19 protein-coding genes and 1 tRNA gene are annotated in these 20,461 nt (G+C 55.3%); 16 read left to right on the forward strand and 4 right to left on the reverse strand.

The window, feature by feature from the left end; genetic code table 11:
- Positions 1 to 16: 16 nt before the first annotated feature.
- The gene (locus ACXJJY_RS03575) at positions 17 to 1,048 is read right to left on the reverse strand and encodes a hemolysin family protein (protein ID WP_456385335.1); all 1,032 of its coding nucleotides are present in this window, start codon (positions 1,046 to 1,048) and stop codon (positions 17 to 19) included.
- A gap of 304 nt (positions 1,049 to 1,352) precedes the next feature.
- On the opposite strand from ACXJJY_RS03575, the gene ACXJJY_RS03580 reads away from it, so the two are divergent.
- From ACXJJY_RS03580 to ACXJJY_RS03610, 7 genes are all read left to right on the forward strand, one after another.
- Positions 1,353 to 2,900 carry a leucyl aminopeptidase gene (locus tag ACXJJY_RS03580; protein ID WP_456385336.1) on the forward strand — a complete coding sequence of 516 codons (1,548 nt, stop codon included), beginning with the start codon at positions 1,353 to 1,355 and terminating at the stop codon, positions 2,898 to 2,900.
- 97 nt (positions 2,901 to 2,997) lie between these two features.
- A complete protein-coding gene (fbp, locus tag ACXJJY_RS03585; RefSeq protein WP_456385337.1) occupies positions 2,998 to 4,017 on the forward strand; it encodes a class 1 fructose-bisphosphatase in 1,020 nt (339 codons plus the stop codon).
- A gap of 96 nt (positions 4,018 to 4,113) precedes the next feature.
- Positions 4,114 to 5,190 carry a TRAP transporter substrate-binding protein gene (locus ACXJJY_RS03590; RefSeq protein WP_456385338.1) on the forward strand — a complete coding sequence of 359 codons (1,077 nt, stop codon included), beginning with the start codon at positions 4,114 to 4,116 and terminating at the stop codon, positions 5,188 to 5,190.
- Positions 5,191 to 5,302: 112 nt separating this feature from the next.
- Positions 5,303 to 5,806, forward strand: a complete 504-nt coding sequence (locus ACXJJY_RS03595; protein WP_456385339.1) for a TRAP transporter small permease subunit — start codon at positions 5,303 to 5,305, stop codon at positions 5,804 to 5,806.
- On the forward strand, positions 5,803 to 7,134 hold the full coding sequence (locus ACXJJY_RS03600) for a TRAP transporter large permease (RefSeq protein WP_456385340.1): 1,332 nt from the start codon (positions 5,803 to 5,805) through the stop codon (positions 7,132 to 7,134). The genes ACXJJY_RS03595 and ACXJJY_RS03600 overlap by 4 nt, the downstream gene beginning before the upstream one ends.
- On the forward strand, positions 7,131 to 8,339 hold the full coding sequence (locus ACXJJY_RS03605; RefSeq protein ID WP_456385341.1) for an MFS transporter: 1,209 nt from the start codon (positions 7,131 to 7,133) through the stop codon (positions 8,337 to 8,339). The genes ACXJJY_RS03600 and ACXJJY_RS03605 overlap by 4 nt, the downstream gene beginning before the upstream one ends.
- Positions 8,340 to 8,489: 150 nt before the next feature.
- Positions 8,490 to 9,197, forward strand: coding sequence for a TIGR04211 family SH3 domain-containing protein (locus ACXJJY_RS03610; protein WP_456385342.1), 708 nt, complete (start codon positions 8,490 to 8,492; stop codon positions 9,195 to 9,197).
- Positions 9,198 to 9,325: 128 nt separating this feature from the next.
- Here ACXJJY_RS03610 and ACXJJY_RS03615 read toward each other — a convergent pair whose 3' ends face one another.
- Positions 9,326 to 9,643, reverse strand: coding sequence for a cupin domain-containing protein (locus tag ACXJJY_RS03615; RefSeq protein WP_267928800.1), 318 nt, complete (start codon positions 9,641 to 9,643; stop codon positions 9,326 to 9,328).
- Positions 9,644 to 9,933: 290 nt separating this feature from the next.
- Here ACXJJY_RS03615 and ACXJJY_RS03620 point away from each other — a divergent pair, with 290 nt between their 5' ends.
- Positions 9,934 to 10,203 carry a hypothetical protein gene (locus tag ACXJJY_RS03620; protein ID WP_456385343.1) on the forward strand — a complete coding sequence of 90 codons (270 nt, stop codon included), beginning with the start codon at positions 9,934 to 9,936 and terminating at the stop codon, positions 10,201 to 10,203.
- A gap of 205 nt (positions 10,204 to 10,408) precedes the next feature.
- Here the strand turns inward: ACXJJY_RS03620 and ACXJJY_RS03625 are convergent, their stop codons facing one another.
- Together ACXJJY_RS03625 and gltX are read right to left on the reverse strand one after the other, a co-directional pair.
- Positions 10,409 to 12,100, reverse strand: coding sequence for a glutamine--tRNA ligase/YqeY domain fusion protein (locus tag ACXJJY_RS03625; RefSeq protein ID WP_456385344.1), 1,692 nt, complete (start codon positions 12,098 to 12,100; stop codon positions 10,409 to 10,411).
- Positions 12,097 to 13,587, reverse strand: coding sequence for a glutamate--tRNA ligase (gene gltX / locus ACXJJY_RS03630; RefSeq protein WP_456385345.1), 1,491 nt, complete (start codon positions 13,585 to 13,587; stop codon positions 12,097 to 12,099). Before gltX ends, ACXJJY_RS03625 begins: the two co-directional genes overlap by 4 nt.
- Positions 13,588 to 14,103: 516 nt before the next feature.
- On the opposite strand from gltX, the gene serA reads away from it, so the two are divergent.
- The 8 genes from serA to ACXJJY_RS03670 all read left to right on the forward strand — a co-directional run bounded on the left by serA (position 14,104) and on the right by ACXJJY_RS03670 (position 20,448).
- Positions 14,104 to 15,702 (forward strand): phosphoglycerate dehydrogenase, encoded by a 1,599-nt coding sequence (gene serA / locus ACXJJY_RS03635; RefSeq protein ID WP_456385346.1) that lies wholly within the window; start codon positions 14,104 to 14,106, stop codon positions 15,700 to 15,702.
- Positions 15,703 to 15,980: 278 nt separating this feature from the next.
- Entirely contained in the window at positions 15,981 to 16,229 is a 249-nt protein-coding gene (locus ACXJJY_RS03640) for a DUF1844 domain-containing protein (protein WP_456385347.1), read from the forward strand.
- Positions 16,226 to 17,197 carry a 4-(cytidine 5'-diphospho)-2-C-methyl-D-erythritol kinase gene (ispE, locus tag ACXJJY_RS03645; protein WP_456385348.1) on the forward strand — a complete coding sequence of 324 codons (972 nt, stop codon included), beginning with the start codon at positions 16,226 to 16,228 and terminating at the stop codon, positions 17,195 to 17,197. Before ACXJJY_RS03640 ends, ispE begins: the two co-directional genes overlap by 4 nt.
- 23 nt (positions 17,198 to 17,220) lie before the next feature.
- Positions 17,221 to 17,295, forward strand: a tRNA-Gln gene (locus tag ACXJJY_RS03650).
- A gap of 22 nt (positions 17,296 to 17,317) precedes the next feature.
- Positions 17,318 to 18,256: a ribose-phosphate pyrophosphokinase gene (locus ACXJJY_RS03655; protein ID WP_456385349.1), complete on the forward strand. Its 939-nt coding sequence runs from the start codon at positions 17,318 to 17,320 to the stop codon at positions 18,254 to 18,256.
- A gap of 104 nt (positions 18,257 to 18,360) precedes the next feature.
- A complete protein-coding gene (locus tag ACXJJY_RS03660; protein WP_456385350.1) occupies positions 18,361 to 18,918 on the forward strand; it encodes a 50S ribosomal protein L25 in 558 nt (185 codons plus the stop codon).
- Between the two features lie 253 nt (positions 18,919 to 19,171).
- A complete protein-coding gene (pth, locus tag ACXJJY_RS03665) occupies positions 19,172 to 19,765 on the forward strand; it encodes an aminoacyl-tRNA hydrolase (protein ID WP_456385351.1) in 594 nt (197 codons plus the stop codon).
- Between the two features lie 203 nt (positions 19,766 to 19,968).
- Positions 19,969 to 20,448, forward strand: coding sequence for a CarD family transcriptional regulator (locus tag ACXJJY_RS03670; RefSeq protein WP_456385352.1), 480 nt, complete (start codon positions 19,969 to 19,971; stop codon positions 20,446 to 20,448).
- The last annotated feature ends 13 nt before the right edge of the window (positions 20,449 to 20,461 follow it).

Here is a 20,461-nt window from a genome sequence, read left to right on the forward strand (position 1 = left end):
TTTGCGGGTACTGGCATCAGGTCCGCTGCTTGCGTCCGGTTTTGATTCTGGCCAGCTCCCGCATATCCTTGGTCTTGTCCGACTCGTCAACGATTTCCCGGCCAATGATCTCCTCAATGACATCCTCCATGCTGATCACTCCGGTGACAGAGCCGTATTCATCCACCACCACAAAGAGATGCTGGTGACGTTCGAAAAAATCGATAAACACCCGGTTGAGCGGTGCGGTTTCCGGAACGAAGTGGACCGGATGCATGATCTTGGCGAGTTTCAGGTTGTAGCGGTTTTCCGCTGCGGCCATGTACACATCCTTGCTCAGGACAATGCCGACCACTTCATCGAAATCCCTGTCATAGACCGGTACCCGGCTGTGCATGCGCCATTCATCTTTCAGCTTGGCAGCCTCGCCCACGGTCATGTCCTTGCTCAGGGCAAAGGTGACGGTGCGCGGGGTCATGACCTGGCGCACGGTTTTTTCCCCGAGCTGAAGGATGTTGATGATTACTTTTTCCTGTTCCGTCTCGATTTCACCTGATTTGCGGCTCAGACGGGCGATGGTCCGCAACTCCTCGGCCGAGACCTGGCTTGTGGACCGTTTGGGGATGAGTCGGGTTACAGCCTGGCAGATCAGGATAATGGGCTGCAGCACAATGACCATCCAGTGGAGGGGGGTGGCGATATAAGGCGCCAGGCTGCGGTTGAATTCGACCCCGATGGTCTTGGGAAGAATCTCTGAAAGAAAGAGAATGGCCAGGGTGAAGAAGATCGAAAACCAGAAGACGTTCTGTTCCCCAAGGACCGCGGCGGCCGCGGCTCCGGCCACAGCTGCGCCCGTGGTGTTGGCAATGGTGTTCAAGGTGAGGATGGCGGTGATGGGCTGGTCTATGTTCTGCTTCAGCTTCCTCAGTGTGCTGGCGCTGCGTGGATGGGTTTTGGCTATGAGTTCCACATGGCTGAGCGGCAGGGAATAGAGCACCGCTTCGAAAACCGAGCACATGGCTGAGATGGTAATGGCCAGGCTGACGGCCACAACGAGTTCAATGAGCAAAAGGAACCTCCATTCGATTTTTTCTGTCCGCAGCGGAATTACCTAAAGATCGGGAAAAACGGACGGGCCTTTGGTGTCTTCCGCCTGCCTCTGTTGAATCTTGTATGGTAAACCGGAATTATATCCAGATTCACTGGCAGATGCTATCCTGTTGCGCGAAATATTGATGATGCCGGCTCGGTAACCGGATGACAGGCAATTGACTTGCGCGGGGAAAGCAGTGTACAACAAGACGAGGCCTGTCCCGGCCCCGCTTTTACCAGGCTGTTATAACCCCTGAAAAAAAGAACACTTAAAGGTTGCCATGATACAGACGACATCCCGTGATCCCCATTCTCTCTCTTCGGACATTCTGGTTTATTTTGTCGCTGAAACCGGCAGGAAAACACCGGACTGTCCTGATTCAGATATCCGTAAAATACTGAGGCTTCCCTGGAAAAAAGGTGATTTTGGCGGCAAAGAGGGTCAGGTTTTTTTGATCTATCCGTCAATGGCTGCCGGGTTGCACAAAAAGGACATAAGGGCTGGCCGTATTCTCCTGGTCGGTCTTGGAAAACCGGAGAAAGTGGACAGTGCCAAACGTGAACAGCTCCGGAAGGCTGCCGGCACAGCGGTCCGGAAGGGGATCGATTTAAAGGCAGAGGACATTGTGGTGGTTCTGCCCGACTCGGTGGGTCTGCCATCGAGCCAGTTGGCGGAATGCGTGACTGAGGGTCTGATTCTTGGCAACTACCGGTTCGACAAGTACAAGACAGGTGCCGAAGATGAAAATGGAGCCAGAGCGGTCAAGCGATTTGCACTCCATCCAGGCTCCCATGGTGAGTCGGCGGTGCGGAAAGGCATGATCCGTGGACGTCATGCGGCGCTGGCGGCCTGCATGGCGAGGGATATGGCCAATGAGCCTGGAAATGGCTGGACTCCGGAGAGATTTGCTCTCTATGGCAACCGCCTCGCCAGAGAATATGGGCTGCGGTGCAAGGTGCTCGACAAACAGGATATGGAAAAACTCGGCATGGGTGGTATCCTTGCTGTCAACCAGGGTTCGGCCACCCCGCCCAGGCTGGTTATCCTTGAATACCGGACCAGGAAAAAAAATCCCACCCTCATGCTGGTCGGTAAGGGCTTGACCTTTGATTCCGGCGGAGTCAGCCTGAAACCGGCTTCCGGTATGGAGGAGATGAAATATGACATGTGCGGCGGGGCGGCGGTGATGGCGGCCATGGAGGCCATTGCCAGGGAAAAGCCGTCAGGGATCAACGTGGTTGCCCTGGTTCCGGCCACCGACAACATGCCCAGCGGCACTGCCACCAAGCCCGGTGACATAATCACTCACTACAACGGCAAGACCAGCGAAATAATTAATACCGACGCCGAAGGGCGGCTGATACTGGCCGATGCCCTGGCCTACGGGGTGGAAAAATTCAGGCCCGAAGCGGTGGTGGATCTGGCAACCCTGACCGGCGCGGTTATTATCGGCCTTGGCCATCACCATACCGGTTTGCTGGCCAATAACGACCAGCTGGCCGACCAGCTGCTGAGGGCTGGTGAGCTTGCCGGTGAACCCCTTTGGAGGTTGCCGCTGGGCAGGGAGTATCGCAAACAGCTCAAATCCGAGGTGGCGGATCTGAAAAATACAGGCGGTAGACCCGCAGGGACAATCACCGCGGCCTGCTACCTGGAGGAATTTGTCGGTGAGGTTCCCTGGGCCCATCTTGATATCGCAGGAACAGCTTGGAATTTCACAGAAAAATCTTATATTCCAAAAGGTCCTTCCGGGATCGGTACCCGGACGATCATCAACCTGGTGCGGTCCTGGAAAAATCTCAGTCAGCCAGGGGATGGGAAAGATTGACAAGGGCAGGGCTGTTCAATATGTTGCCCTGACAGATGACAGTGTGTACAACATATTTACACATATTTGCCGGTATTCGTGAATTTGAGGTGAGAGCATGGCGAAACGTATAGGAATTACCGTATCCAGACAGCTTATGGATTGCCAGAAACTGCACCCGGAGGCAACCGGTGAGCTGACAGGTCTGCTCAGTGAACTGATTGTCGCGGCCAAGATTATCTCCGCCGAGGTCAACATGGCGGGGCTGGCCGATATTCTGGGTCAGTCGGGCAAGACCAATGTTCAGGGTGAAGATGTGCAGAAACTTGACGAGTTCGCCAACTCCACCATCAAACGGCGCATGGAGCAGTGCGGCTATATCTGCGTGATGGCCTCCGAGGAAGAGGACGGCATCATCCCTGTGCTTGATGGCTACGAGGGGAAGTATTCACTGGCCTTTGACCCGCTGGACGGCTCGTCCAATATAGATGTCAATGTCTCCATTGGGACGATTTTTTCTGTCCACCGTCGTCTCAGTGACGGCAAACAGGGTACCGAGGAGGATCTGCTGCAGCCGGGCAGGGTGCAGGTCGCGGCCGGCTATATCATCTATGGCTCTTCAACCATGCTGGTCTACACCACTGGCGATGGTGTGCACGGCTTTACCCTGGATCCCAGCGTGGGCGAGTTTTTCCTCTCTCATCCTGATATCAGGATTCCCTCCCGGGCCAGGTACTATTCGGTCAACGAGGCCTACACCAACTACTGGCACGAACCGACCCGCCGCTATATTGACTATGTCAAGACCATCGACAAGGAGACCGGCCGACCCTACAGCCTGCGCTATATCGGTTCTCTGGTGGCCGATTTCCATCGCAACCTGATAAGCGGCGGTATTTTTCTCTATCCCCGGGATAAAAAATCCACCGCCAAGACCGAGGGGAAACTGCGGCTCCTCTACGAGGCCGCTCCCATGGCCATGATCGTCGAGCAGGCCGGCGGCCGGGCGATAACCGACGACGGACGTGATATTCTCGATATTCAGCCCACCAGTCTGCATCAGCGGGTACCGCTCATCATCGGTTCCAGGGAAGATGTGGACCTGGCGGAAAAGTTTTTCACCGGCAATGTGGACTGAAGCACCCGGAGAGGGTGAACCAGGTTTTTCAGACTGGGCCGGTGGAACCGGGTCAGTGTTTCTCTTTGTTTTCAAGATTATTTTGTGGAGGTAAGAATGAAGATTCTGACAAGAGCTGTTGTTGCCCTCGCGGTCCTGGCCATGCTGGCAACCCCTGCGCTGGCCCAGAAAACCGTGAAATGGAAACTGGCAATGACCTGGCCTTCAACCCTTACACCCCTGGCCTCTCCACCCCTGCGGCTTGCCGAGATGGTCAGGGAAATGAGTGGCGGCAAGTTCATCATCAAAGTGGAAGGCAAGGAAAAGCACAAGGCGCCGCTGGGCATTCTCGACATGGTCAAGGGTGGCCAGTACCAAATGGGCCACAGCGCGTCCTACTACTGGAAGGGCAAGGACATGAGCATGGTCTTTTTTACCACCGTGCCCTTTGGCATGACCGCCTTTGAGCAGTATGCATGGTTTTATTACGGCGACGGCATGAAGTACATGCAGCAGGTCTATGACCGTTACAAGGTTTTCAGCTACCCCGGCGGCAATACCGGCGTGCAGATGGGCGGCTGGTTCAGAAAGGAGATTAAATCCCTTGATGATCTGAAGGGCCTGAAGATGCGAATTCCCGGCCTGGCTGGAGAGGTGTTTGCCAGGCTGGGCGTCAACGTGACCAACATCCCGGCAGGAGAGCTCTATACCTCTCTCGACCGGGGCACCATCGACGCCCTGGAGTGGGTTGGACCGGGTATGGACATCAAGATGGGCTTCCACAAGATCGCACCCTATTATTACACCGGATGGCATGAACCGGCCTCCGAGATGCAGTTCCTGATAAACAAGCGGGCTTACAGCAAGCTGCCGCCCGAATACCAGGCCATGCTCCAGTCCGCCATGAAGGCTGTGACCTCGGAGATGTATTTCGAGAACTTTGCCGCCAGCGCCGAGGCCTGGGAGAAGATGAAGGCCGAGTACCCCAACATCAAGGTCAAGACTTTCCCCAAACCTGTTCTCAGGGCCATGAAAAAGGCTACCGACGAGGTGCTTGATTCTTATGCAGCCAAGGATCCGGTATTCAGGGAGATCCTTGAATCACAGCGGGCGTTCATGAAAAAGGCCCGTCAGTGGACCATTATCTCCGATTACAATTACATCAAGACCTGCCTTGAACTGGAAGAGAACTGATCCCTTTTTTCTCTTGCTGGAATCCTGGTTTTCCGCCCTGTCAGATCACCTTTGACAGGGCGGATCTGGTTTTGATCCCGATAGGTCCTTTTTGTGGATACAGTAACAGGTCATGCTGGATTTCTTTGAAAAGATAATAAGAAAAATGGTGAATGGAGTGGGCCGGATTTTGTCGGTACTTCTCCTGCTCATGGTCTTCAATGTCTCCTGGGACGTGATGATGCGCTACATGTTCCATAATTCCTCGGTGGGCATGCAGGAGATGGAGTGGCACCTGTTCTCGGTCATCATCCTCTTTGGTATCTCCGTGGCTCTCAAGGACGAGGGGCATGTCCGGGTGGACTTTCTGTTTGATAAATTCAGTCCGCGCAAAAAGGCGATTGTCAACATCATCGGCACCATGTTCTTCCTCATCCCCCTGGCCCTGCTCATATTCGCCGGTTCGTTGGAATTTGTCCGCGACGCCTACGAGACTCATGAGATCTCCGAAGATCCCGGCGGGCTCCCTTTCCGTTGGGTCATCAAGGGAATGATTCCACTGTCCTTTGGGTTCCTGATTATCAGCGCCATCGGGTACATCCTTCAGAACGTCAGGAAGTTGAGAGAGATAAAATGACCGGCATCATAATGTTTTTTTTCGCCCTTGCGCTGCTCACCCTGGGCTATCCGGTGGCGTTCACCTTCGGGGCCGTGGCAATGTTTTTCGGCGCCATTGCCGCCTATATCGAGTTATTGCCCCATCCGGCGCTGGCCGCAGTGGCGGAAGAGTTTTTTCTCATGTTCTCCATGATGCCGTTTCGCATCTACTCCATCATGACCAACACCATTCTCATGGCAGTCCCGCTTTTTATCTTTATGGGTATTGTCCTGCAAAAGTCCCGGCTGGCCGAGCGGTTGCTGGAATCCATGGGGGTGCTGTTTGGCAAGGTCCGTGGAGGCCTGGCTATCTCCACAGTCCTGGTGGGAACTCTGCTGGCCGCCTCCACCGGTGTGGTTGGTGCCAGCGTGGTGGCCATGGGGGTTATTTCTCTGCCGGTCATGCTTAAGTACGGCTACTCAAAGAAGATCGCCACCGGGACAATCTGCGCATCGGGAACTCTCGGGCAGATCATTCCGCCCTCCATTGTCCTGATCATCCTGGGCGACGTGTTCCAGCTCCCGGTGGGAGACCTCTTTCAGGCCGCACTCTGGCCGGGCCTGACCCTGGTGGTCTGCTATATCTTTTATATTCTTGTCGTTGCCTTTCTGAAGCCCGGAGTGGCGCCGGCCATCGAAGTGAACCCGTATGACAGAAAGGGCTCTCTGAAGCGGGCGATTTTTGCCATCCTGCCACCCATGACCCTGATCGTGCTGGTGCTGGGATCCATCTTCGCCGGGGTGGCCACTCCGACCGAGTCCGCTTCGGTGGGGGCACTTGGCTCCATGATCCTTGCGGCCATGTATCGGAAACTGAGCTGGAAGATCGTCATGGACTCCTCCCTGGAAACCGTCAAAATCACCGCCATGGTCTTTGCCATCCTCATCGGTGCCACGGCCTTTTCCATGGTGTTTGTCTACACCGGGGCGGATTCCATAGTGGAGCAGTTCATGACCAACCTGCCCGGTGAGAAATGGGGTTTCCTGGTCCTCTCCATGGTGGCGATCATGCTGCTCGGGTTTTTTATCGATTTCATCGAAATTTCCTATATCGTGGTTCCGATCCTGCTGCCCATCGCCGATAACATCGGTATCAACCCCATGTGGTTTGCCATATTGATTGCCATGAACCTGCAGAGCTCGTTTCTTACCCCGCCCTTTGGCTTTTCTCTCTTCTACCTGAAGGGCGTCTCGCCTCCGGAGGTGCATACCACGGATATTTATAAGGGGGTCCTGCCCTTTATCTGCATTCAGGTTCTGGTGCTGGCATCCCTTGTGATCTTCCCTGGACTGTACGGATTCAAATGAACCACAGCGATCGGAAAATACTGTCAGTCACCTGTTACGGTCATTTCCTGAGCCACTGCAACATGCTGGTCTTTCCGGCCATCCTGCTGCCGCTTTCCAGCCGGCTGGGCCTGGGCATGGCCGAGACCCTGGAACTCGGGTTCTGGATGTACCTGCTGTTCGGGATTACCGCCCTGCCTTGGGGCCTGCTCTCGGACCGGTTCGGGGCCAGGCCGCTGCTGGCACTTTTCTATGTTGGCGCCGGAGTGTCGGCCCTGGCAAGTGGATTTTTCATCGACGACCCGCAGATCCTTCGCTGGACCCTGGCCGGCATCGGCCTCTTTTCCGGCATATACCATCCAGCGGGCCTGGGATGGATAGCCTGCTGCGTTTCCAGGACCTCCACCGGTATGGCCTATAACGGCATGTTCGGCAACTTGGGGCTGGCCACGGGACCACTGCTGGCCGGTCTCATCAATTGGCTCTGGGGGGAGCAGGCGGTGTACGCGGCCGTCGGACTGCTCAATCTGGCCGGGATTGTCCTCCTCTTCCAGGTCCGCACCGAGTCCCGGGAAAGACATACCAGCCACAACAGTACCAATAGCAGCGCATCCTGGTCTGGTTTTGCGGTCCTGCTGGTGGCCATGATGCTTGGTGGCATCGTCTACCGTGGCACCACGGTCACCCTGCCGTCACTCTTCGAATTAAAAGGCCAGGGTATCTATACTTCGCTCAGCGGTCTGTTTTCCGGAACCTTGTCCGGTAATGTGGTGGCCACGGTGATTACTTCCGGGCTGTACCTGGTGGGGATGCTTGGCCAATTCGTCGGCGGCAGGGTGGGGGAGATGTTCGACCTGCGCCGGGGCTATCTGGCCTTTCACCTGGTGACCATCCCGCTGGCCTTTGTTATCGGCCGGGTGACCGACGTGCCACTGGTCCTGCTTGCCACGGCCCACTCGTTTTTCCTCCTGGGGATGCAACCCATCGAGAATACGCTGGTGGCCAGGCTTACCCCGCCGGGGCTCCACAGCTCGGCCTATGGGATGAAGTTTGTCCTTACCTTCGGGGTCGGAGCCCTGGCCGTCAAGCTTGTGCACCTGGTGGAGAACAGTCGCGGGCTTGGGGCCGTGTACCCGGTCTTGGGTCTGGTGTCCATTCTCCTGGTGCTGAGCATCGTTGTTCTGACCAGAGCCACCCCCCAGTTGTCATCATCCAGGCACGGTTGAACTTGCGGCTGATTCAGGGTATGAGTGTATGTCAGGGAGCGTCCGCGAGAGAAAGCCTGCCTGACAATACGGTAATACATTGGGCAGGCGAATAGAGTTGGTCTGCAGAAGAAAGAGGTCCCGATGTCTGGGCTTGGAGGAGTACGAACGATGTGTCGTTTTCTTTTGTTTTTACGTTATGTTCCGGTGGTGATGGTCATTGTCCTGCTTTGGAGTGGTGCGGCCATGGCCGAGATCCGCTATGTCAAACCCTCGCTGGAGGTGCCGGTGCGCCGCGGCCAGGGCATGGAGTACCGGATCGTGGTGATCGTCAACGATGGCACCAGGGTCGAGCTGCTTGAAGAACAGGGTGACTGGGCCAGGATCCGCACGGAAAAGGGCAAAGAGGGATGGATTCTCAAAAGGTATCTCTCCACTGAGCCGCCCCTGGATCAGGTGGTCGCCAGGCTGAAGAAGGAAAACAGGAACCTGCTGGAAAAACAGGCCTCGTTTGAACAACGGATTGCCTCGCTCAAGGCAAGTATGCAGAAAGAGGTTGACTTATTGCAGGCAGCACTGCAGGAGAGCGAAAGTCAGAAAGACGGCTGCCTGGCCGAACTGGACACGGTTCATAAGCAGTACGAGGCCCTGAAACGGGATGCGGCTAATGTGGTGCAGACCAGGCAGCAGCTGGAAGACACCAGGCTGGAGCTGGAAGAAATCCGCCAGCGCTACCGGACCGTGGAAGACGAAAATCGGCGTTTGCGCAAAAACACCAGCATCAAGTGGTTTCTCGCCGGCAGTGGTGTCCTCCTCATTGGCTGGCTGATCGGCCTTGGCAGCGGTCAATCCCGTAAGCGCCGTTCCTCCCTTCTTTGATAGCTGCTCTGTAATCGGAGGATATTTTTCTCCGGGAGATACCGCCTCAAATCTCGGTCGGGACGGAGAGAACCATGAAAGTGCCGCCCTGTCCCGAGTCTGCCCCATACCCTTTGGAAAGGGTCTTCTTAAATAGGCGGCGCAATAGTCACCACGATCCGCATGTCCGTATCCGCCTTGACTCCGTGGGGCTCACGAATATCCGAGATCAGCATGTCCCCGGTCCTGGCAGGAATCTCTTCGTCGTTGTCCGCCAGAAAGGCCCCCTCACCCTCGATCACCAGAATGCTCAGCTGACCATCCAGGTCATGACTGTGCACCGGAAAGATGGAGCCACCCTTGATGTTGAAGTTGAGAATTTTGAAAAATTCAGAGTCGTGCAGGACAATACTTTTCATTCCCAGGGGGCTGAACTCCCTGGTCTCGTTGAGATCTATCTTTTTCATTATTTTATCCCCGGTACTGGTACAGGCAACAGCCTTTCACTTCCATGCTTCTGTGGAATCTCCATGATGTTTTATCTTACTGCCAGATTACCACAAAACCTTCCTTTATAAACCAGGAAAGATACAGCCTTGCAGCGGGTGCATTGGTGGACCCGCAAGGCCGACGGGAAAAAACTTGCGTTTCGTTTCGAGCTGGGTAAGCTGACAGGATGTTGTGCGTACTGGGACTGGCTCCCGGCTTTGCGGGGTCGCCTTGTCCTTACAAATTTTCACTGTGGGTATTGAAGCGTATGAAACGATTTTCCTGCCTTGCTCTGATGTTGATTTTGTTTTCTTTTTCTGTTGTCGCTTCCGTGGGTGCGGCGCCTTCCGACAAGTCGGAGCGACGTCTCGACAGGGGCAGCGGCGGTCCCATGCAGAGTCTCATGTTTTATGAGGCTGCAGAAGAGGATGCCGAGGATATGATGGCCACGATTATCGTCGAAGACGAAGACGGCAAGGACAGAGCAATTCCCGGGCACGAGGAGAAGGGGGAGGAGAAGCCGGACGCTGCAGACTGATTTCTGTCGCTCCCGGGTGACTCTTCACCTGGCGCGTAACCCGACGCTATAATATATCTTGAACCTGTACGTGATCTCTTCGTTTTTTGCCGTACCGGTGGCAGAATGTCTCGTTCTCTTCCCGGCAAGGACACTGGTGCTGAAAATTACACAGGCCGGACAGGTGTCCGGCCTGTGTAATTCCTTTCTCTGGCAGTGTGGGCTGCTATTTCTTTTTTTTGTTCATTTTCTGCCAGGTGTCGCGCAGGGTAACAATGCGGTTGAAAACCAGGTTGTCTGGCCGGCTGTCCCTGCTGTCCAGGCAGAAGTAGCCTTGCCGTTCAAACTGGAAGCGGTCTTCCAGAGTGGCCCTGGCCAGTTCGGGTTCGACAATACAACCGGTCAGGATATCCAGGGAATGTGGGTTGAGAAATTCCTTGAAGTCCTTTTCCCTGTCCATGTCCGGATGCTCGACCGTGAAGAGGCGGTCGTAGAGCCGAATCTCGGCCGGTATGCCGTGCCTGGCCGACACCCAGTGGATGGTGCCCTTGACCTTGCGGCCATCCGGCGCTGATCCACCTCTGGTTTCCGGATCATAGGTGCAGCGCAGCTCGATCACGTTGCCCTTTTCGTCCTTGATGACCTCCTGACAGGTTATGAAATAGGCGTAGCGCAGCCGTACTTCCCGGCCCGGTCCGAGACGAAAGAACTTCCTCGGCGGATCTTCCATGAAATCCGTGGCTTCGATGTAGATCTCGCGGCAGAAGGGGAGAGGACGGGTGCCCATTTCCGGGTTCTTTGGGTGGTTCTGGGCATTGAAATACTCCACCTGCTCTTCCGGGTAGTTTGTGATGACCACCTTGAGGGGCCGCAGTACGCCCAGAACGCGGGGGGCATGGTCGTTGAGATCATCGCGGACCGCGTTTTCCAGCACTCCCATGTCCACCCAGGAGTTACGTTTGCCGATCCCTATGATATCGCAGAAGTTGCGGATCGATGCCGGTGTGTAACCGCGGCGCCGCAGCCCGGAGAGGGTCAGCATTCTGGGATCGTCCCAGCCGTTCACGTGGCCTTCGTCCACCAGTTGCAGGAGTTTACGTTTGCTCATCACCGTGTAGTTGATGTTGAGGCGGGCAAACTCGATCTGCCGGGGATGGCAGGGGGTCTTGAGGGTGTCCAGGAACCAGTCGTAAAGCGGCCGGTTGTTCTCGAATTCCAGGGTGCACAGGGAGTGGGTGATCTCTTCGAGCATGTCCGAGAGGCAGTGGGTGAAATCGTACATCGGATAAATACACCACTTATCCCCGGTCCGGTGGTGGGATGTCTTTAGGATCCGGTAGATGACTGGATCACGCATCAGGATGTTGGGCGAGGCCATGTCGATCCTGGCCCGCAGGACGCACTCACCCTCATCGAACTCTCCTGCCCGCATTCGTTCGAACAGGTCCAGGTTCTCCTCCACGCTTCGGTTACGATAAGGACTCTCCCTGCCGGGCTTGGTCAGGGTGCCCCGGTAGGCGCGGATCTCCTCACCGCTCAGGTGGCAGACATAGGCCTTGCCCATTTCGATGAGCTGGATGGCGTAGCGGTAGAGCCTGTCGAAGTAGTCCGAGGCATAATAGAGGTGCTCGCCCCAGTCGTAGCCCAGCCAGCGCACGTCCTCCTTGATGGCCTCCACGTATTCAGTGGATTCCTTGTCCGGATTGGTGTCGTCAAAGCGGAGATGACAAACCGAGTTGTACTCTTTTGCTATGCCGAAGTTGAGGCAGATAGATTTGGCGTGGCCAATGTGGAGAAAGCCATTGGGCTCGGGCGGAAACCGGGTGATCACCTGGGAGTGTTTGCCCGATTTCAGGTCTTCGGCAATGATCTGGCGGATGAAATCCTGCGGTTTGTCAGCCGTGTCGTATGGTGTCATGATGCATTATCTTCGTACAGGTGATCGATGTTTTGTAACCGTTGTACCACCCGGTCCTGTCCCAGGGCAACGAGAATGTCGAACATCCCGGGCCCGGCCAGCTGACCGGTGAGCACGGTCCGCATGCCGTTGATCAGGATACCCGGTTTGATGTCGAGTTCGCTGGCCAGCGCCCGGGTAACGCGTTCGGTCTCTTCCGTGGTCCATTCCGGGAGCTGCGCGAAGCGCTCGGCGAGCATGGGCAGCCATTTTTTCAGGTCAGGGTGCTTGAGAATGTTTTTCTTCAGCGGTTTGGCCTCGATTTCATAGTCGTCACCAAAATAGGCCCGACCCATGGTGCAGAAGTCTTTCAGGGTATGGAACCGGTCGCGGATCAGGTCCAGGGTTTCCAGGTACCACTGTTTTTTATCATTTTCATAGGCCTTGTCCCACAGGCCGGCCTCCTCCAACTCCTTCTTGACCATGGAGCCCAGCTCCTCGATATCCATGGTCCGCAGGTAGTGGGCGTTGATGGAGATGGCCTTGGGGTCAGTGAAAAATTTGGGATCGCCTTTGCGGTAGTTGAAAACCGAGTTGACCTTGCTTATTCGCTCCAGGGTGAAGGCTTTGATCAGTTCCTCGCGAGAGAAGATTTCCTGGTCCGTGCCCGGGTTCCAGCCCAGCAGCACCAGGAAGTTGCACAGCGCCCAGGGGATGAACCCCTTATCGCGGTAGAACTGTACAGCCACGATTTCACCATGACTGCGCTTGGAGATTTTTCGCTTTTGCAGATCCAGGGTCAGGGGCATGTGGGCAAAGACCGGCACAGGCGCGCCCAGGGCCTCGTAGAGCAGGATCTGGCGGGTGGTGTTGGTCATGTGGTCTTGACCGCGGATCACGTGGGTGATCCGATCCCGGATATCATCGACCACGTTGCACAGCAGGTAGAGTGGCCTGCCATTGGAGCGGACAATGACAAAATCCTCGATGTCGCTATACGCCCTTTCAATCCGGCCGAGCACCTTGTCCTCGTAAGCCACGGTACCTTCTCTCTGCGGGACCTTGAAGCGGACCACGTACGGGATACCGGCGGCATCTTTTTTTGCAACTTCCTCGGGACTTAAGTTGCGGCAGGTGCCATCGTAGCGCACATCTTTTTTGGCGGCCAGGGCAGCTTCCCGTTTGGCATCGAGCTCTTCCTTGGTGCAGAAGCACTTGTAGGCATGGCCGGTTTCCATCAGCCGGTTGGCGGCCGCCACATGTTCGTCGGCAAATTCGGTCTGAAAATAAGGTCCTTCGTCCCAATCAAGGCCCAGCCAGTTCAGGCCATCGATGATACCTTCAATGGATTCCCGGGTCGAACGTTCAGCATCGGTATCCTCGATACGCAGGATCAGCTTGCCGCCGGTTTTTCTGGCATACAGCCAGTTGAGCAGGGCGGTTCGGGCCCCGCCGATATGGAGATACCCTGTGGGACTGGGGGGGAAACGCACTCGAACTTCAGTCATGGAATAAATCTCCTTTGCCGGTCTGGCCGGAACAGTGAGAGGGAAAGCAGGTGATGCTTATGAAATACAAAAGAAATACAAAACCGCCCTATATATACTGCAGGCACGCTTTCTTCAACCTCAATTGAGCTGTTGCCTGGCAGATGACCACGAAAACTACCTGATTACCGCCGGTTTTGTCAAATTTGGGGTGGCCTGTGTCCCCTGGACAATCATACCCCTGGTTGCACCCTGGGGGCCAGGGAGGGAGTCCGGGCACTATCCAGGGAAGGACGGTGGCTGCCTTTTTCCGAGGTGCAGGCAAAATCGCCCTGGCCGGGACAGAGAAGGTCTGTTGGTTTTTCCTGTTGTAGAGAGATCTGTTTAGCGGTATAGTCCCTTTTTCCCGTTAAAAAAGCAATGTTTTTCCGTTGGGCTTTGCCTTGAGTCCAGAGGGCGTCTGTCTTTGTTTGAGTGGAAAAACACCATATTATAATGCAACTCAATTCTATAACATATCAGTTGTAAGGGGGGACAATGAAAGTACTTATCAGTGATAACCTGGCACCGGTCGGAGAAAAGATTCTGAGGGACGCCGGTCTGGATGTTGATGTCAAGACAGGGTTGCCGCCCGAGGAACTCAAGGCTATCATTCCCGACTATGACGGGCTGGTTATCCGCAGTGCCACCAAGGTGCGTGAAGATATCATCGAAGCAGCCACCAGGCTCAAGGTGGTCGGCCGGGCCGGTATCGGGCTGGACAACGTCGATATCCCGGCCGCGAGCCAGAAGGGCATCGTGGTCATGAACGCCCCGGACGGAAACGCTACCACGGCTGCTGAACATGCCATCGCCATGATGATGTCGCTTGCCCGCAATATTCCCCAGGCCACCGCTTCGATGAAGGCCGGAAAGTGGGAAAAAAAGAAGTTTATGGGGCGCGAGGTCACCGGCAAAACCCTTGGCATTGTCGGCATCGGTCGTATCGGTTCCATTGTGGCCAGCAGGGCGCAGGGACTCAGGATGAAGGTCATTGCCTATGATCCCTACATGCCGCCGGAACTGGTGGAGGAACTTGGCGTGGAACTGGTGGACCTGATGGAGCTGGCCAGGCGGGCCGACTTTGTCTCTGTTCACACACCGCTCACCAAGGACACCAAACACCTGCTCTCCACCGAGTTTTTCGCCAACATGAAGCCGGACGCCATGTTTATCGACTGTGCCCGTGGCGGCGTGCTCGATGAAGAAGCTCTCTACGAGGCCCTCAAGGAAGGTCGGATTGCCGGAGCGGCTCTGGATGTTTTCGAAAAAGAGCCTACGACCCTGGAAGACACCCCTTTGCTTGGCCTTGATAATTTTATCTGTACCCCGCATCTCGGTGCCTCCACCTCCGAGGCTCAGGAAAATGTCGCGGTGGCCATTGCCGAGCAGGTGGCCGATTATCTGCTCAAAGGTGTTGTCCGCAACGCGGTGAACGTTCCCTCGGTAAGTGACGATGTCCTGGCCAAAGTCGGGCCCTATATCGCCCTTGGCGAGATGCTCGGTTCGCTGCACATGCAGGTCGCCCGTGGCGGTGTGGAAGAGGTGGAGCTGGAATTTTCAGGCGACCTGGCCGAACAGGACACCGGCCCGGTGACCGTGGCCTTTCTCAAGGGACTGTTCACCCCGATCCTTCAGGATGCGGTTAACTATGTCAATGCGCCACTTATTGCCAGGGAACGCGGTATCCGGGTGGTGGAGTCCAAGACCCAGCACGCGGCGGATTTTACCAATCTGCTCCGGGTACGGGTCAAGACCAACGAGGGTGAAAATATGCTGGCCGGCACGGTGTTCGGCAAGAAAGAGCCCCGGCTGGTCCGCCTTAACTCTTTCCGGCTCGAAGCCCTGCCTGCCGGCCCCATGCTGCTGGTCTACAACAAAGATGTTCCCGGAGTGATCGGTGCCCTGGGCACAACCCTGGGCGAGGGTGGGATCAATATATCACGGATGACCGTGGGGCGCGAAGAGGAGAGTAACCAGAACGTGATTCTCCTCAATACCGACACCCGTATTTCCAGGGAGCTGCTTGCCAGGGTGCAGGAACTGCCCAATATTGACGATGCCATGGTCCTGGAGCTGCCTCCTTACGGGGGATAACAGGTTGTTGAAAAATATGACGATGAGATGGCATAAAATGAGGCGAAAAAGTGCAGTGTACATGGGGGTACGGTACACGGTAACTCATTACAGGGTTCGCACTTGTCTGAGCCGAATTTTGACGCCGTATCATCAAACGCAGTGGTTTTTCGACGGCCTGATACGGCCAGAGCCTTTGCGGGTGACCTAAGAGGAGGATAAACAGTATGGGGAATCAGGCGGAAAGCAACAGGCCATGTCCTGATGGTAAAGTGCGCGCGGCAGATGGAAGGTGCGTGATGCCAGAGGTGAGTTTCAGTACCTTTATCCTGTCGCTCAACACGTCGGCCCTGTTCCACATGGGCGAGCTGCCGCATCCTGAAACCGGTGAGAAGGCAGTGGATATGGAGCTTGCCCGCCATTCCATCGACACCCTGAGCATGCTGCAGGACAAAACGCGGGGTAACCTGCAAGAGGATGAGAAAGAACTGCTCAACAATATTCTCTATGAGCTCAAACTGCGGTATGTCAAAATCTCCGGAGGATGAATCCGTTGCCCGGGCCTGCCCAGACAATGGTTGACCCCACACCATCCGACGATAGCAGCGGGGCAGGGGAGCTTGTTCTCCCGGCTCCGGCCAAGATCAATCTCTGCCTCCGGATTGTCGGTCGCCGGAAAGATGGCTATCATCTGCTCTCGACTCTGATGCAGAAGATCGATCTGGTCGACGAGGTGAGGCTGCGGTACGGAGAAGGGATTGTGCTGCGCTGTCCCAACAGTGATCTGCCCGAAGATGAAACCAACCTTGCCTGGCGGGCGGCTGAATTGTTCCGGAAGACCATGGGGGAAAGACTTCCGATGACGTTTGGGGTGGAGATTACCCTGCACAAAAGAATCCCGGTTGCGGCCGGACTGGGTGGTGGCTCCAGTGATGCCGCTGCAGTACTGTTGGGGCTGGACCAGTTGTTTGGCACCTTCTGTACAAGGGGGGAGCTCATTGGTATGGGGGTACAGCTCGGGGCCGATGTCCCGTTTTTCGTGGTTCCCGAGGAGGCCGCCTGGGCGAGTGGTATCGGCGAGATACTCGAACCGGCACCGGTTCTCGAAGAAACCCTGGTCTTGTTGGTCAATCCCGGATTTTCTGTCTCTACCAGATGGGCTTTCGAGACTTTTGCGTTGACAGTTTCGAAAAATATTTTTAACCTAAATGATTCGCAAAATAAGTCGCAACTGCAGCCAGAGCAGATTCCGGACCTTTCCGGGGAGCGGGAAGGAGATGTATGGGTCAACGATCTGGAGACAGTCACAGTGTCCAGGTATCCGGAAATACAAACGATAAAGGAGCGGCTTGTCGGTGGTGGAGCTGTCGCGGCCATGATGAGTGGCAGCGGCGCAACAGTGTTTGGATTATTTCCGTATGCATTGTATAAACAGGCCGAGGCCTGTTATGCAGCCCTGCGTCAGGACTATCCCCTGACCTACCTCGTGGATGCCCGGCAGCGGACAGAGCAGTAGCATTTCATCGGAGATTCCCGGGATGGGGCGTCGTCAAGCGGTAAGACACAGGACTTTGACTCCTGTATTCGCAGGTTCGAATCCTGCCGCCCCAGCCATTTTTCTTTTGAGGCTTGTACTATGCCAAATATAATGAAAATATTTACCGGCAATGCCAACCCTGTCATGGCACAGGCCATTTGCGAATATCTGGACCTGCCGTTATCGGCCGCTGAAGTCAAAAAATTCAGCGACGGAGAAATATCGGTCGAGATTGGCGAGAATGTCCGCGGTACCGACGTGTTTGTTGTTCAGCCCACCAGTCCGCCGGTCAACGATCATCTCATGGAGCTGATCATCATGGTGGACGCCCTGCGCCGAGCCTCGGCCCGGCGTATCACTGCGGTTATTCCCTATTACGGTTATGCCCGCCAGGATCGGAAAGTGCGCCCGCGGGTACCGATCACCGCGAAAGCAGTGGCGGAAATGCTGATGGCTGTCGGAACCAGGCGTGTTCTGTGCATGGATCTCCATGCCGGCCAGATTCAGGGATTTTTCAATATACCGGTGGATCATCTCTATGCTGCCCCCATTCTGCTCAAGTACATCCGGGAAACCTTTGACGATGTGGTCATGGTGTCGCCCGATGCCGGTGGTGTGGAGCGGACCCGGGCCTTTGCCAAACGACTCAATGCAGGCCTTGCGATCATAGATAAACGCCGCGAACGGGCCAATGAATGTGAGGCCATGCATGTCATTGGCGATGTAAAGGGTAAGACAGCCATTCTTCTCGACGACATGGTGGACACCGCCGGTACGCTGTGCGGGGCTGCCTCCAAGTTGACCGAGATGGGCGCGCGCGAGGTCCATGCCTGTTGTTCGCATGCCGTGCTTTCCGGACCTGCCATCGACAGGCTGGAAAAATCCTGCATCAAGTCCCTGGTGGTGACCGACTCTATTCCTCTGCGGGACAAGGCAAGGGATTGCAAAAAAATTACCGTATTGACCGTAGCCGAACTGCTGGGGGAGGCTATTCGTCGTATTCATAACGAAGATTCTGTCAGCTATCTCTTTGTCTGAGATTACTGATTCATTTTGCCTGGTCCGCTGCTTTTTCGGGCGGTGGCTTTAAAAGTCGAGAGAATTTCCGAGGAACTTTTCCTCTGAGAGAAAAGGAGGTTATCATGTTACAGGTTGATATGCCCGCTGCCGTTCGTTCTGTGTTTGGCAAGGGTGAAAATCGCCGGCTGCGCATGGCCGGGAAGACCCCGGCTGTCCTGTATGCCGGGGGTAAGGATGCACTGGCCCTGCAGTTCGATGCAACCATGCTGTACAAGACGCTCTTCTGGATTCATGGCCGCAACGCCGTAGTTACCCTGGAGATTGAGGGTGATGACAGGGACAAACGGCATGTCCTTGTCCAGGAGATCCAGAAAGATCCTGTCAGTGACCGGGTCGTACACGTGGATTTTCTCGAGATCGAGCTGGACAGACCCATTGCTTTCAAGGTGCCGTTGAATTATGTCGGTGTGGCCAAGGGTGTTGACCTGGGTGGCGATCTGCTGGTCTACAAGAATTCCGTCATGCTCAGGGGATGTCCGCTTGATATTCCGGATTCCATCGAGGTGGATGTCACGCCGCTGGAGCGTGGGGATACCGGTATCACCTGTGGCGACATCGAGATTCCCGAGAACGTTGAGATGCTTGACGACAAGGACAAGGTCTGCGCTACCGTTTCGTAGGTTGCCGCATTCGTTTTTACCTCCGGATCCGGTTCCAGCCGGAGCGTTTTATTGGTATAGTACAGAGCCGGGAATTTTGTTCTTCCCGGCTCTTTTGCGTTGTTCCCTTACCCGTTCCTGGCTGTCACCGCTGCAGAGTTCTTCTTCGTGCGGGTAACCGGATCAAACAGGTCCTTTGCGCCCGTCCGGGCGGAGGCCTGTTTTTCTGGAGATCCGGGACGTCGAACCTCTGTTCTCTTTTGCCGCTCTATCCATGTCTGAAACCGATTTTCTCATAGCCGGTCTTGGCAATCCCGGACAAAAATACGCCACTACCAGGCATAATGCCGGTTTCCTGGCCCTGGACCATTTTGCCGTCCAGCAGGGCTGGAGCATCACCAGTACCAGGTACCAGGGGCTGTACTGCCGGGAGAGGTTTGAGGGGTGCCAGGTGGTTCTGGTCAAGCCGCAGACCTTCATGAACAGGTCCGGCGAGTGCGTGGCCGGATTTACCCGGTTTTTCAAGATTCCACTGCACAACATCCTCGTGATCCATGATGATCTCGACCTGGCGCCGGGTCGGATCAAGATCGTTGCCAGGGGCGGGGCCGGCGGCCATAACGGGATCCGATCCATCATCTCCCATCTCGGCTCCAGTGAGTTCGCCAGGATCAAGATCGGCATCGGTCGGCCCGAAGTCAACGACAGGGGCCGTGGTATGCCGGTGGAACGGTATGTACTCGCCCCTTTCACCCCTGAGGAGCAACGCCTCCTTGAGGAGCGGCTGGACCTGATCTGTCAGGTCATTGAGACCTTTGTCAGCGAGGGGGTGCAGGTGTGTATGAACCGGTTTAACGGCCGCACCTGATTCCTTTCGTTTTTATCTTTCTCCATCTTCGCAGGAAGATCGAAATTACAGCCAATCGAAAGTTCGAAGTTTTCGTCTCGTTCCTCACTCTCCTTTGCTATTTCAGGAAAATATGCTATAGTAGTATCTTATACGAGTCTGTCGTATTCTTTCTTGCGTTCATGAAACAAGAAAAATCAGTGATTTGTTCCCGGGAGGAGCGAGTGTTTTCTGCAGGTGATATGGCTGTTTATCCGGCCCATGGTGTTGGTGTGATAAAGGCCATTGAGACACAGTCGATAGGCGGTGTTGATCAGTCCTTTTATGTGATGAAAATTCTGGATAATGACATGACTATCATGATCCCGACCGCAAACAGCGACAATGTCGGGTTAAGGGCTATCATTTCCACCGAGGAAGTCGAAAAAGTTATGGAAATCCTCCGGGAGCGTGATATCAAAATCAGTTCCCAGACATGGAATCGCCGCTACCGCGATTACATGGAAAAGATCAAGACCGGCTCTGTGTTCGAGGTGGCCGTTGTGCTGCGTGACCTGTATATCCTGAAAGACGACAAGGAACTTTCCTATGGTGAGCGCAAAATGATGGACACCGCCAGAAATCTCCTTGTTAAGGAGATTTCTCTTGCCAAAAATATGGACGAAGACAAAGTAGAGCAGCTGATTGAAAAGCTCTTTGCCTGATCCTGTTTTTCCG

It is taken from the genome of Desulfolithobacter sp. (assembly GCF_054025815.1).